Annotated in this window: 13 protein-coding genes; 3 read left to right on the top strand and 10 right to left on the bottom strand. The window is 37.8% G+C overall.

Features of this window, described 5'->3' with window-relative positions:
• Positions 1-16: 16 nt before the first annotated feature.
• From dcm to QNM16_RS09390, 3 genes are read left to right on the top strand one after another with little or no spacing between them, the layout of a single operon-like run.
• On the top strand, positions 17-1768 hold the full coding sequence (dcm, locus tag QNM16_RS09380) for a DNA (cytosine-5-)-methyltransferase (RefSeq protein ID WP_284020238.1): 1752 nt from the start codon (positions 17-19) through the stop codon (positions 1766-1768).
• A 59-nt stretch (positions 1769-1827) separates the two neighbouring features.
• A complete protein-coding gene (locus QNM16_RS09385) occupies positions 1828-2355 on the top strand; it encodes a hypothetical protein (RefSeq protein WP_284020239.1) in 528 nt (175 codons plus the stop codon).
• 18 nt (positions 2356-2373) lie between these two features.
• A complete protein-coding gene (locus tag QNM16_RS09390) occupies positions 2374-3048 on the top strand; it encodes a hypothetical protein (protein WP_284020240.1) in 675 nt (224 codons plus the stop codon).
• A gap of 37 nt (positions 3049-3085) precedes the next feature.
• On the opposite strand, the gene QNM16_RS09395 is transcribed toward QNM16_RS09390, so the two are convergent.
• The 10 genes from QNM16_RS09395 to QNM16_RS09440 all read right to left on the bottom strand — a co-directional run bounded on the left by QNM16_RS09395 (position 3086) and on the right by QNM16_RS09440 (position 14174).
• Positions 3086-4459 (bottom strand): relaxase/mobilization nuclease domain-containing protein, encoded by a 1374-nt coding sequence (locus QNM16_RS09395; protein WP_284020241.1) that lies wholly within the window; start codon positions 4457-4459, stop codon positions 3086-3088.
• A complete protein-coding gene (locus QNM16_RS09400; RefSeq protein ID WP_284020242.1) occupies positions 4456-5040 on the bottom strand; it encodes a hypothetical protein in 585 nt (194 codons plus the stop codon). The genes QNM16_RS09395 and QNM16_RS09400 overlap by 4 nt, the downstream gene beginning before the upstream one ends.
• A gap of 81 nt (positions 5041-5121) precedes the next feature.
• A complete protein-coding gene (locus QNM16_RS09405; RefSeq protein ID WP_284020243.1) occupies positions 5122-5553 on the bottom strand; it encodes a hypothetical protein in 432 nt (143 codons plus the stop codon).
• 554 nt (positions 5554-6107) lie between these two features.
• Positions 6108-7088 carry a ComEC/Rec2 family competence protein gene (locus QNM16_RS09410; RefSeq protein ID WP_284020244.1) on the bottom strand — a complete coding sequence of 327 codons (981 nt, stop codon included), beginning with the start codon at positions 7086-7088 and terminating at the stop codon, positions 6108-6110.
• Positions 7075-7770 carry a response regulator gene (locus tag QNM16_RS09415; protein WP_284020245.1) on the bottom strand — a complete coding sequence of 232 codons (696 nt, stop codon included), beginning with the start codon at positions 7768-7770 and terminating at the stop codon, positions 7075-7077. Before QNM16_RS09415 ends, QNM16_RS09410 begins: the two co-directional genes overlap by 14 nt.
• Positions 7767-9920: a sensor histidine kinase gene (locus QNM16_RS09420; protein WP_284020246.1), complete on the bottom strand. Its 2154-nt coding sequence runs from the start codon at positions 9918-9920 to the stop codon at positions 7767-7769. Before QNM16_RS09420 ends, QNM16_RS09415 begins: the two co-directional genes overlap by 4 nt.
• A gap of 179 nt (positions 9921-10099) precedes the next feature.
• Positions 10100-10510 carry a hypothetical protein gene (locus QNM16_RS09425; RefSeq protein WP_284020247.1) on the bottom strand — a complete coding sequence of 137 codons (411 nt, stop codon included), beginning with the start codon at positions 10508-10510 and terminating at the stop codon, positions 10100-10102.
• 62 nt (positions 10511-10572) lie between these two features.
• Positions 10573-11214, bottom strand: a complete 642-nt coding sequence (locus QNM16_RS09430; RefSeq protein WP_284020248.1) for a hypothetical protein — start codon at positions 11212-11214, stop codon at positions 10573-10575.
• Between the two features lie 97 nt (positions 11215-11311).
• Entirely contained in the window at positions 11312-12895 is a 1584-nt protein-coding gene (locus QNM16_RS09435; protein ID WP_284020249.1) for a tyrosine-type recombinase/integrase, read from the bottom strand.
• Between the two features lie 637 nt (positions 12896-13532).
• A complete protein-coding gene (locus tag QNM16_RS09440; RefSeq protein WP_284020250.1) occupies positions 13533-14174 on the bottom strand; it encodes a FlgO family outer membrane protein in 642 nt (213 codons plus the stop codon).
• Position 14175 lies beyond the last annotated feature (1 nt).

Raw genomic sequence — 14175 nt, forward strand, 5'->3', positions numbered from 1 at the left:
ATATAAAAAGGGAAAAATGTGTGATACATTGTGTCAAGTTTTTCCCTTTTTTAAATTTCACATGTACCACAAAGAAATCATTCAAGCCGACAAAGCTGCTGAACAACGCATCCATGAGCAAAAAGAAGCAACTAGTCGACTTCTTAAGTTACTACTAACTATTTATGATCAAAAAACATTAGCCTTAAAGCTAAATGATGAATCTTTGGGTTTGAGTTTAAAAGAAATAACTCGGGAAAAGCTAAACCAGTGGAAGAAATCTCCAGACAACACAAATATCATCATAAACGAAGAAACTATAGAGAAGATCAAGGCAGCTTTATTACCTCAAAAACCAAACCATTGGGATAATCCAAACTTCAAGTTTATAGACTTGTTTGCTGGTATTGGAGGATTACGAAAGGGGTTTGAAGAAATTGGTGGTAAATGTGTTTTTACAAGTGAATGGGATGCTGACGCACGTAAAACGTATCTTTCTAATCACTATGTAGATGAGTCTGAGCTGCCTTATTTTATTGACTCTGAAGAAGATTCACCTGAAAAAAATGTTTCGCTCATGGATATAACTCAAATTACGAAAAGTAAAGAGGTTAATACTTCTGATGAGGATAAGTTAAACAGCATTTTAAGCCATATTCCAAAGCATGACGTATTATTAGCTGGCTTTCCTTGTCAGCCATTTTCCTTGGCCGGTGTTTCCAAGAAGAATAGCTTGGGGAGAGCGCACGGCTTCAATTGTGATACACAGGGTACTCTTTTCTTCGATGTTGAAAAAATAATTGAGGCAAGAAAGCCTAAATTCTTTGTTCTAGAAAACGTGAAAAACTTGAAGAATCATGATTCTGGTAACACATTTGCAACCATAATTAGAGCATTGGACGCATTAGGTTATCATATTGCAAACGTAACAACTGAAGGCGATGACATAGAGAGTGCAATTGCTAAGGTCCGAAAAAGAAAGCCTGAGCCTATAGTGATCAACGGCTCACATTTTACACCTCAACACAGAGAGAGAGTTGTCATTGTTGGGATTAGAAACGACTTAGTCGAAGCTAACCCTGAATTTTCTGACTTTTCATTAGAGAAAATTCAAGAACTATTTCCAACTAAACGTTACACGCTTGCTGAAATCCTCTGCGAATTAAGCGATGAGCAACGCAAGAAATATACGTTAACGGAAAATCTTTGGAGTTATTTATATCACTATGCCTTAAAACATCAAACTAAAGGCAATGGGTTTGGCTTTGGACTGGTAAACCCTAGAAACCCGGAAGCAGTTACAAGGACACTATCTGCTCGTTACTATAAAGATGGCTCTGAAATTTTAATAAACCAAGATGATTTAGAGCCTGAATACCTTGACTCTAGAAAGCAAGGAGCAATTGAAAAGAATCAAACAAGAGAAGCATTCTCAACCAAATATGCTCAAGAAAAGTTTGAGTCACTCGGTTCTGAAGACTTGGTTGAATTTAAAAAGCTGGTCAAAGAAGCTGAAAAAGAGTTTGATGAAAAGTATGGCAGGTATAGCAACGACTTTGACGCATCATATAAAACGCCACGAAGGCTAACTCCAAAAGAGTGCGCTCGTTTAATGGGATTTGAAAAGCCTGAGAAATATAGAGCTACAGAATTTGATACTGACTTTAGAATTGTGTGTGCTGACAATAAAGCGTATAAGCAATTTGGTAACTCTGTAGTTGTGCCTGTATTTAGAGCTGTCGCTGATTTATTATCTCCATTGATTATGAATACAGTAAACAAGGACTAATTGCGTCAGCCATTTGAGGTAGCTCGATTGCAAATATACGAAATCGAAGGAGTGATTAGATGAAATATAACGAGGCAGTCAAATTATTGTCAGACAAATATCCAGAGTTAATTGAAGAACTGGCTAATACGGACGAACTTGAGCTTTGGGGAGGCAAAGTAAAAGATATCCAGCAGACTGATAAAAAAATAATTTTCGAAATCGCTGAAGCTAAATGGATTAAAAGAAAAATTAACGATAACTCACTTCTTTTACATCCAGACGCGAGGAAAGAGCTCATTGAGCGCAATTACAAGCCTCTTAGTAAACATCGCAAAATGATTTGGGCCAGTATTTTGGTTACGTATGAAGGCGGCGATAGTAAACAACATTACCAGAATATTAAAAATAAAATTATAAAAAAACATAGTAGCCTCTGGTGGAGAGATGTTCATAATAAAATTAAGCCAACATTTGCCGCGAAGGAAAGGTTAAAAAATCAAGGCTTTGGAGCAGCTTTCGAATTTGCCTCCCAAAGGAGTACATTTCTGGGGGGAGTAGCACAAAGTTCTCGTGACGATATTTTAAGGATGATACCAAATGACTAAAATTATTTTGGAAGTGCAATGCGCGATTCTTATATAGAGTTTCTGAGACACCTAGGCTTATCAAAGCAAGATTTTTTTCAGTTTGGGCTTAATGAAATTATCTATGCAAAAGAAGAGTTAGCGGACCAATCTTGGTCTGATTTGAAGCGACGTATTGAGGCTAATCAAAAAGTCTACATCCGTGGGTTTGGCCGAAACGCAAGCGGTACAAGTCTTTTCCAAAACTTATATGCTGACGTTTTACAAAATCAGCACGTAGTTAAAGATCCAACAAATAATGCGGAACCTACAAAACTCATTAAAAAACTCACGGGGTACTCCAAAACTCCGAGCAAACAATTTGAAACGTTGAGAAATTATCAAATATCACATGTCTTTGGTAAAACTAAAAACGTTTATGCATTTACCGCTCCATGGAATATAGTTTACGTCCCTAAAATAATTGACCCATTTACAGGCCATGAAGCCAAAGGGTCGATGGTAGAAGAATTTACAACTCTATTTCAAAAAGCTGTACATAAACGTTTCAATAAACAGATTGATGAATTCAATGAAATAATGGTTAATCCATTATTTCTTTCCTCTATTGCAGAGCATATAGAAAAGCTTAAGATTTCTAATGGTTCCTGTGATGGTGAAGTTAAACAAATGGAGAAAGCCGTAATTGAAGAGTTTTCACCTATTGAGCTATAGAAGCAGAAAACCCACCTAAAGCAGGAGGGTTGTTTCTTCAAAAGCTCACTTCAAAGTCAACATTATCCTGACTTGGGTCCGAGTACTGTGTCTCAACAGGGTTCTCAAATACAAGTTCATTTGATTTAAACGCTTGATGAATCGCTAGCCTTTCCATTTGAACCCTAGCCATTAGCTCTACAACCCTTGCTTCTTCTGACTTTGAACCAAACAACAGCTTAACCATTTCTAGCAGCATTTTTACAAGCCATTTCGCTCGCGCTTCGTCTGCATTTGCCGCATTAGTAAAGTCAACAAACACTGACGACTCTTGTTCAGAGATCTTTCGGAGCTCAGCTTCATGTTTGTTTTTGAGCTTTTTGATCGACTTTAAATTCACTCGAATTGAAGAAGATGCCAGAGTAACTGATATATGTTCAGGAGCTGGCGCAAGCTTCAACGCAAAATCATCCCTTTCAGCTTTATACTCAACACCATGTTTTTGAAGCGCATTAAACGTCAATTGAGTGGCTTTTAGCTTTGAACCAGAAATTGGAAACCTATGTTCTTCAGGAAGATCCATCAAAATATATGAAATCCCTATAGGTGAGCCGTCAGCGTTTTTGCTAATGGACACATCTATATTTCGTTTTCTAAGAGCCATTACAAAGTTAGTCATTGTGGAGGGGTAACACCCTCCATGCTCATTTCTAATGGCGTTGATGCGAGCCCTAATTATTCGGCCAACGTCTATATTATGTGTTCTAAGTGTACTTCGAACTTGCTCTTTGGATAGCCCTTTTAAAACTTGAGTTTTAAGTTTAGCGAATTCATAGTCGTGAGCGTTAGCTCTCCCACCGACAGAGACAAGTTCTCGTTTTGTATACTCTGACCCTAGGCTTACTTCCGGATTTTCTAAACGGACAAGATCAAACATGATCTCGTAGTCCCTCATTACCTGAAAAACTTTCTGTGCCTCAGCATGAAGGTGCAGAAGACTACCATCATCTTTGACACGACAAGCGGCAATGTAAATGTGGTTCTTTTCGTGCCTGACAGCGGTCCACTTAGTTGACTCGTCATACCCCATGACCTTCATTGTGTCATTGGCTATCTGCATCCAGTGATAGTCATTCAACTTATCCTGATCTTCATCGGGAAGGCTCACTACATAGTGCTTATAGAGCTTGTCTGAAATTCCTTTATACTTTTCAGCCTGCTCTAAAAATTCGTTTTGCATGCTATCAATATCGACAACTAGGGGAAATTCATTTTCATCCGTTACAACGGGTGAGTTTGAAAGTATATTGCCTCCAATATGAGCTATCTTTTCAATCTTGTGTTCATGCCTATCCTTTCTTTCATCACCTCGATATATATAGTGCAATAACGCTCTAATATTACTTCGGTGTTTAAGTGCTTTAAAAATCATCTCATATCACCGAGTTGCTGCATTGTTAAAATTTGCTGTGCAATTGACAACAACATCTGAGGGTCATCCTTACCGATTGACTTAATCAACTTAATGACTACTGAGTGGCTATAGTGCTTTTGATTTAACTGTGAGATGTCAGCATCTTCAATTATTCCAAATTCGTAACCTTTTGCGGATAACGACAACTGAACCAATTTTAACTGCTGTAGAAGCGTCTCTTGTAACTCTATAACTGAGTTAACTTTTCTTTTCGCATCGTCCGAAGAACTAAATAATGACTCTGCTAGCGCAGAAGAAAACAACTCTCTGTTAGAGGTAAGTTCAGCTTGAAGTTGGTTACTCAAACTATTCACGGCATTCAAGGTTTGCAAAGTAGAGACATTTTCATTGTGCTTTTCTTCTGCTGATTCCTTTAACTTGTGGTGCAAAAAACCACTTAGCGTTTTTTTGTTTCTGAGTTGAGTCACTCTACCGTTTTTTATTGCTTCTTCAACAAACTTATTACGTGCAATCTCTAATCCCTTTTTTTCTTGAGGAGTTAAGTACACTTTGATTGGTTTTTTCTTTAAATCAGACATGATAATCACCATTTATTTTTGTTTTACGTTGATGATCATAGGGCTACACCAAATGTTGCCCATATGACTACTACAGTTGGATTAATGAATAGTTTTGGTAGGAACAGGAATCAGAGGCGCTGCGGCTGTGTCGATATTGCTGCTGATTAACGCTTTCATCTCAGCAAGTACTTGTCGCGCCTGATTCATCTCTTGAGATATTTTGTGCAGATCATTTATGTCCCCAAAAATATGAAACGCGTTCATTGCTTGGTTAACATTGTTTGCCATCCCCGAGATCTTTCGTTCTAAATCTTTTGAGATTGGCCTTTCGGTTTGAATTAATATCTGCTCATTTACCGAAGATTTTATAATTATACTTCTAACGAAGTTTGACATTGATGGTTCGTTGCTCTGATTTTTAAGAGATTCGATCCAGTTTTTTTGCTCATCGGTAACATAGACTTTGATAAGCCCACTATATTTCTCTGAGTCTAGTTTGTATGGTTTATTGGGTTTAGTTTTATTAGACATGATAATCACCAGTTTATTTTAATTTTTGTTTTGATGACCATGGGATGGCGAAAGCTCATCCTCAAAGGTAAGAATGTTTGATTGGCTAAATGTCTTTGCGGAATTATGTAGTAGTCACGTTGTCGTAACCGTTCTTTTTACGGCTTATGACAAGTTATGTAGTAGTCGTCGTATTTAATAGTTTTTATACAGAGCGCAGAATCCAACAGGATTTGAGCACCCAGTTCATTTTGGTATACAGATTGATAAAGAGCGAAGCGATTTAGAAATTTGGTACCAGAATGTATAGCTGGCTAATAATTTCTTAAACATAACATCATTATACCAGGTTGCAACAAAGCGCTACAACCCTTATTTTTACTGGCTTTTAATGGAATTGGTATACAGCCCCTTGAGATGGCAAAGCAAGTGCCAAATCAGGCAACTGCTCTACCACGGTGCGCTAAAAAATCGAATATGGCCCCTTAGAGCAGCAATAGGGGCTCCGTATATATTTAAATCCAGCTCATTGCACAATTGAGCGAAGGAAATTGAATAAATCCATTTATCAGTAATTACTGACACTTCCTTTTTGGAAAATTACTCACATAATTCCCATGGGCATTGAGCGGTTGGTTAATGTCAGTGTTGCTTCCCTGTAAAGCGATGGTAACGCTCCCTGCACAGCTATGATTTTTAATTTTTCCTTTACTTGGGAAGCTGTCGCTAAGGTGTAAATTTGACAATTGAGCCTCATTATCACAACAGCTGGATGACATTTGTGTGCACGCCAAATATGCCCCGCAATTTGAACTTTTCACACCCGATATTACTGAAGGAATAGGGTTATCGTGTTTATGACGTGAATTAGAAAACAGAACTAAATCAGGATCTACTTTTTCACAAAGCTCTTTAGCAAACTTTTCTGGGTCGTCATTTTTTGGCTTCCCTCCATGGTGAGGAAACACCAAAATTTTAGCATCTAAACACTTATTTTCGTTTTTAAGAAATTCTAAAGTGTCACCATTCATATCCCCCGGAATGAGGGCTACATTTGCACCATCATGAATAAGCCTAAGTACTATAGACATTGAATTCGAATCCAGTATCTTTCCACTTATTCCTGTTGAACCAGGGCCAGTTATACAATCTACGGCTGAAGGAGCCAATACTTCCAATTTATAATCAGGGTAAACTATATCTTCAGAATCGCTATTCATAGCAGTTACTACTATTGTTTGGTGTACTGTTCGCGAATGAGCTACAGCTGCTCTGAAATCCCCCCATGTGTCAGTAGATTTTATTCCATCAGGGTTAAGATGAACTCTCTTAACAGCAATTTCATCATCTAAAAGGATTGCAATAGCTCCTCCTACATGATCTTTGTCAGAATGAGAAATGATTAAATCATCAACTTGCTTTATTTGCTTTTCAATTAAGATGTTTTGGACATCACTTCCCTGAGCTGCATCTATAATTGTATAAGCATTTGTTGATTCAATTATGGAGCAATTACCATGACCAATATCTAGAACTGTGAATTTAGTCAAGTCCATCTATTCCCTCAAAACTTGGCGCTAAATGAATATCACTAATGTAAAGCTCTCTTGAATCGACAGCTCCTGTGTTGACGAATGCTAATAGCCTGTTGACCTTATCTCTATTCATTTGAGATTGAACATTCTTTGGAATCAATTCAGTCGGAAACTTAACTGTCACATCTGAATTCCAGTTTGTTATAATACCCTCAATTAATCCTTCACCTATCGAACGTTGCATATTGTCAATACGAATTAATGCCCGATGAGGCTTCCTCTCGTGGCTTGGTCCTTCTTTGAATTCCTTCTCAGACATTTTCAATAAGTTACCAATTAAATCGTAATCATCGCTTCCACCTCGCCCAATTACTGCTGGGAGCTTTTGTCGGTATTTACGAATTGATGTGTCTGCGTCTTGATCAAAAAACTGAGTAATAAGAATATTTGGAATTTGATTATCATATAAGTCAGCCAAGAGCTCTGCACCAAAAAAACTTGCCATCTTTCCTGGTGATAAATGGTGATCAGAAACAACACCATATAAGTCTAACCCTAGTATGGTGTCTATAAGCCTTTTTTTGTTATTTCCAAACGTTCCTTCAATTATGACTGGTTCAAACCCAGAGTCTTCCACTCTGAATTTCATATTTTTTCGAGAATTAGGATCGTCATCCACTATTGCTATTTTTCTTATATTCATACTGTAACAAACTCAAAATAAAATGTTGCGCCGCCCATGTGACCTTTAGCCTCCACACGACAGCTCCCCCCTAAATCTGCAACTGAATCCCTAACAATAGTTAGTCCAAATCCAGTGCCATTGTCTATGGTAGTTTCGCCCGGCAACCAGATGTCTTCAGTACTAATATCCACAATTCCAGGTCCATTATCACTGAACCTAATTAGCAAAGAACTTTCAGCCTCTTCAGTAAGGACTATCTCGATTACACGACTATCAACATCAAAATTCTCTTTACGAAATGCTCGCATAGAGTTGGTGATACAGTTGGTAATGATAGCTTCCAGAATACATACGGACCCATGTAACTTGGGCTGCTTAACAGTTGAATATTGAAAATCAATGTGAATGTGTTCCCTGTCGAGCAAAGGTTTAAAATTCTTTTTAAGGTTCTCAATTACAGGGATAACTTCAATAGTTTCATTTCGCCTTTTATTTCTTTTTAGTAAATCTAGTTGTAATTCAGCAAAATGACTTAGCCTGCTTAAATAACCCAGTATATTTTCTGTTCTCTCTTTGTATCGTTTGAATATCGAGGAATCAGTATTCCTCTTCACTAGGTTTTCTGCACTAGTCAACGACTCGGGAATTTCTGCAACTGGCTTAGATATTTCATGAGAAAAAACAGCGGTTATAGTTCCTGAGGTAGCTAAAGAACGATAAAGCTTCAAATCTTGCTTCAAATGTTTTGTTTGTCGATTGTTTGCAGCTTTTGATTCTCTAATTGCTTTGTCAACTTCTTGCTTTACTGCTTTATCTGTAATTTTTTTTAGAGCTTCCTTTATTGCACGTTCTTTATCTTTGATCTGCTTTTCATTTTCATCTTTTTGGGCTTTTTTGAGTTTTGCAGCGTAAGCTGCTCTTTCTGCGGTATACCAATTTAGAGAGTCTTTAACAAACCTTCTTAACTCTTTGAACGTGTCATCCTCTCGAAAACCTACGCGATCGGTTTTTTGTTTTAGCTGCTTATCAGCATCATGAACACGTACTCTGCCAATGGACGTATTTGTTGAAGGCCTAATAGAGGGATTGTTTACACGCTCTAGATTCATATCAAGCCAATCCGAGCCTTCATCACCATAAGGATGAACACGAAATTCATTATGATAAATATGAACACCGCCAACGGCCTTTAACCAAGCTGAAACTTGTTTTTTGTTTATGTTTCTAGTCGCAAAAGTTGAACTATCAAGGTGGAAAATATTTAATTCAAAGTCTGCTTGAGGAGCATTATAAATTGGGTTGTTTTTCTTCTCTCGAAACCATTCTTTGCTGGTAGTTTCCCATCGTACAGTACCTTTCCAATCTAATATTTCTGCCGTTGCTGTGCCATCTGACAGTAATGACGCTTTTAGTATATATTCAGCTTCGTTCAGATAACCTTTTTGTACAAGAGCCTCTAGTTCGGGGTAATCAGGACAAACAAACTTTAATTTAAAGTCATTCGCTTCTTCAAACGGATTAGAAAGTAACATCAAGCTTCTGGCGAGCCTTTCCACTTCAAGTTTAGTTATCTTTTGTTTTAAGTTCTGTATATGAATTGTAGTTCCAGCTGATTCATCTCTATCTAACTTTTTAGAAATTACATCTACTTCCACTTCATCTACAGTCGAGCACTGATCAAATTCGCACCAATCAATATCTACACGGTGCTCAAAATTTGCCTTCTTTGTGTTTACTTCAATTGAAGGTATTTCTGGGCGTGATTTTAAAACAACGTAATGCCCCATGCGGAGAGCGGCCAAACGGCCAAGCCCTTTATCTCCCACTTGGATTCTGCCATTGGGTGTTGTGCCCGATTCTCTTTTCGATGAGTGCCCAAGAACTAACCAAGCTGAACCGATTTTCTTGTCGTCCATGCCATGACCGGTATCACTAATAGTAATAGAGCCGCCTGGTTCAGTTATATCGTTCAGGGTTACAGTACATGTTCTTGCATCAGCATCATATGAATTCCTTACTAGTTCGATGATACCTTGGTCAAAATTCGGCAGTAACTCTTCGCCTAACCTCGCTAGTATGGAAGGCGCGAACTTTAAATTATATTGGCTAATCGTTTTTTCTCCTGCAATATCAAGTTCTTCGACTAAGGGTAAATATTGTTGGTACATTAAACTAGAGATTCAGAGCTAACGGAGTTATTTTTATTAATCACCGTAACCTTGATTCATTTTAAGCCGAACGACTCAATAATAGCTAGCGATATATTGCTGAAATATCATATAAAATCTAATTTAAATCGTGGTTTTAGCCAATAGTCAAAAAAACAAATTTGACTCTTACTCAGGTACTAAGGGGGGCCAAATAAACCGGATTTCAAGGTTTCGTGACAAGCTTGTAACTCGTTTAAGTGACCGGATTCGATATGGCTTATAGGTGACTTTCCTTTAAAAAGTGGATTATTGTTTTTCATACTCATAAAGCCATAGATATTCCTTGGGTTCGTAAATTTGGCTCTGAGAATGGCGTGAATATTGGCGACATGGGAGCAGCGAATTAGTTGTTCATCTGATAATTTAATATCTACAAAACCTGCTTCTATCTGCTTTATTTTTATCGCTAGAATTTGCTCTTTTTGTTTCGATGAACAACCCCACTTATCAAGTATGTTTAAGGCTAAGCTCAAGGCTTGAGTATGGTCGATTACCTTGCTTACACCAGTTGCTTTTGGCGTATCTGATACTTCATGTTTAGACGTCAAAAAACCTTCCTCTAATTTTGTCTGTTATTTAAAAAGTGTAAAAGTGTTGACACTTTATGAGCCTAATACGAATTTCTGTAGTCGGATACCGCTACTTGATTGTATTGGTTATCTTGAGCCCAAAGCCCGAAGCTAACCTTAATTGCGCTCACCCAATTATCTTTAGTAATCAAAGTAAAGATCTTTTCAGCGACGTCATTACATTGCTTCACTTCAGTATTAATAGATAGAATAACCTGCTGACAATGAGGTTCCAATATTGGAAGCCATTTGAAAATACGGCCTCCGGAATTAGTGCCGTGAGTGAAAATTATAGTCGTTTTCTTGGTCGCATTTTCAGAGACTAATTTTAGTAGTAAGTTTAGTTTGGTTATATCGGTCCAATCCCAAACTAAATGGCCCTCAGTGACACCGTGTTGAATATCAGAAAACTCAATATGGTTGCCTAGTGGTAGCTCGTTGTATTCAAAAACGTTGTCGCATACGACTCTCACGACCAATATCTCTTGATCCTTTTCTTTTTCAATGTCAAAAAGTCTTTTAACTAAATGCCTTTCACCTGAACCACCTTTTGTTCTCAAAGCAGCAAAGCACGTTACTAGATCTGAGGTAACAAGGTTTTGACTCTCACTAAATTTTCTTGTCGTTTCCTTGGGTTGAGATATGGGCTTGCTAGATGCATTAAGAAGTCTGTGTTTGGACATGCTGTTCTCACTAGTATTTGAAATATTTTAATGGCTCAATCAACAATAAAGTCAGTCTTTTGAGCTTAAGAGTATCTGAATTTTTGGCCCAAGCAGCTTACGCTGCTTGAATTTGAAGCCACAGTTGCGAATCTGCATCGGAGATTTGATCAGGCATCGATTTGATTAGCTTTAGAAAGCCTTGATAATCGGCTGTAGACATTTTCCCGTTATTGACTTTACCCAGTTTATACATACCAAAAATGCGCTTTACTTCGGTTGGCATAAACGACTCATCAATGTCTACTCGCGCATCTTCCTGATGAACTTCAGTTGAAGTAGTCTTTTTTTGTTGGTGCATTCTCTTAATTGCATCTCGTCCTGCTTCAGGATCTTTGCTGAAATAGTATTTTGCTACGGTGTCGATATCATCACCCAGATAATAGGCAACTTGAGCAATATCGTGATTTTCTTTACGAAGGTTGTTAGCAAAAGTATGGCGTAAATCATAAGCTCGCTTGTTAGTAGGTATACCAAAACGAACTTTTACTTTTTTCCATAATTCCGCTGTACAGTTTTCACTAGCATGGCCTGTTTTTGAGTGTGGGTTGGGCAATAAAAATGATTTGTCGGTTTCGTAGTAATACTCAGGTCCCATAGAGAAATACCTTTCCATCATGTCCCAGTACAGATCATTTTCTATAGGAATAATACGAGTATCGTTTGTTTTTAATATTATCTCGCCAGGAATAGTAATAGTGCGATTAAATGAATTCCAATTTGTGCGAAAATTCCGGTAAACCTCACAGTTTCTTACGCCGGTTAGTACCATAGTCGCAAGCACTATCTTTCCGTGCATTTGTTTTGGAGTATCTTCCGGTAATTCATTAATTATGTATTCAACCAATTCTACTGTTGAAACTTCATTAATCGTGTTTATCTGGCGTTTTCCCATGCTCTTTGCTGCGTCGTGAAAATCACTAGCGCAGTTAGCGAAGGGGTTCTTGCGAATGTACCCAGCTGTGTCCCATATACCCATCATTGCATTTATCATAGTGAAGTACTTTCGCTGAGTATCTTTCGATTTTAATTTGCTCTTACTGTTTCCTTGAGATACATATGCCTCATTCCAGTCTTTCTTTAGTAGGTCCAACCAACCAATACTTACGTCACAGATTTTGAAATCTAAAATAGATCTCGCACCGTGAGCAATTGCCCCAACGATACTTGCTCTCAAAGGCTTAACTTTATTATTTTTAATTTTGAATTTACTTCGATCTTTTGTGTATTGACCGGTCTCGAGGTACTCGCGAATTGTCATATTTGCGATAGCCGTTTCATCTAAGGTTGAGTACTTAATTGATTCAAAGTGCTCTGCTGCCAGCTCTCTAGCTTTACCTGTACTTAGAGTCCCAGCTTCATAATGACGACTATTCGTTCGCTTTTTCCAAACGCCCAGTTTCACCATAGATTTTTTTGGCGTTTTTACGTAGAAGGTTTTCTGTGTTGGGGTCAATCGTAAGATTAAGTTGTAGCCTCGTTCAGGAAAATATGAATCCCTTAATTCAATGACTTTACCTTTGACAAATGGCAACTTGTCGATTCTGTCATCTTTGAAATCGAAAAGCCTGTCAGCGAATCGATTAGTTTTTGCAACATAATCCTCTAATTTAAAATCTACATGGTTAATTGGAGTTTTCATATATACCTCTAAAACGTTTATTTAAGTTAAAGCGGAATATATTTTGGCGAAAAAATCATAGCAAATAGCAGGTGCTAATATTCCTACAACCTATTGAAAGGCAAAGAGTTATATATTTATAGTATTTTAGAATAACACAATAAGATATTGATATTTAAACCAATTTCATTAGTAAGTACTAATAAATTTTGCTACCACCAAAAATCACCAATTTTTGAGTCCATAGTTTCCTCCATAGTAAACTACGTATATAAGTACCTATATAGAACAATTTACGAACGATTAACCCGAACACCAAACATGGTTAAAAAAAGCACAAAAAAGGCTATGAGCACTGGCTTTATTGGCTTTGAAACATATTCCGAATTGAAATAAATTAGCGGGTATTAATAACTAAACCCCGCTTGAGAGGTAGAATAGGCGCTTAGGAGGGCCCCGTTTTATCCATTAAACTACAGGGACACAAACTTGTGTCCAAATACCATAAGCGTTTGTTTATGAATTATATTTATAACAGTGTAATGGTATCAATGACAAGTCATTTGAAAAAATAGATGTTACAGTATGTAGATATTTAATCTGGTCAATCTAAGAAGAAAATCAACCTAGCCGATGGCCACTGCTGCGACCATCTTTATCATTTGTAAGTTACTGTCGCACTTGGGTGAAGAATAAAATAGGGAATAGTGACATTGCTACTAGCAACAACTAACCGATTGTCAAAATCAAGCAGTCGGGTATTCACCTCAACACCTCGATCTCGGTAGATCATAGTCCCCGTTAAGACATGGCTCGGTGACGGGCTTTTAGGGAGCCTTTTTGCGTCTCGAGATAAAACAAAGTCGCCATTTACAGTCACGGCAATACCGCGGTGAGATTTAAAGTCTAGCGCAGGATACCCCATTTTTTGAAATTGATGGATCATGGACTCAGCCAGCTGGTTACCTAGCTGATTACTCCTTCTGAGGCTTCTATCAAAGCTGACAAAACTCGTTATCGCCACGGCTCTAGGTGAAACCCCAGTCATAGAATCGGTTAACTCTAATGCGATTTGACCCGCATAATTAGATAGCTGTTTATTATGCTCGTAGGTAACAAACCCCGGATCTGGATAGGTAACATCCGACTGTGTATTTAACTCATTTGCCAAAGCTGCCAACTGCTGCGCTTGCTGATCCTTTACTGATTGCTGACCTTTGGGAACAATTTGCGCGTGCCGTGAGCTTTCGCACCCCACCATAAGCGCTAAGCAGCTCAATATTAAAATACTCGTTTTCATT

This window comes from Pseudoalteromonas umbrosa (assembly GCF_030125375.1).
Taxonomy (GTDB): Bacteria; Pseudomonadota; Gammaproteobacteria; order Enterobacterales; family Alteromonadaceae; genus Pseudoalteromonas; species Pseudoalteromonas umbrosa.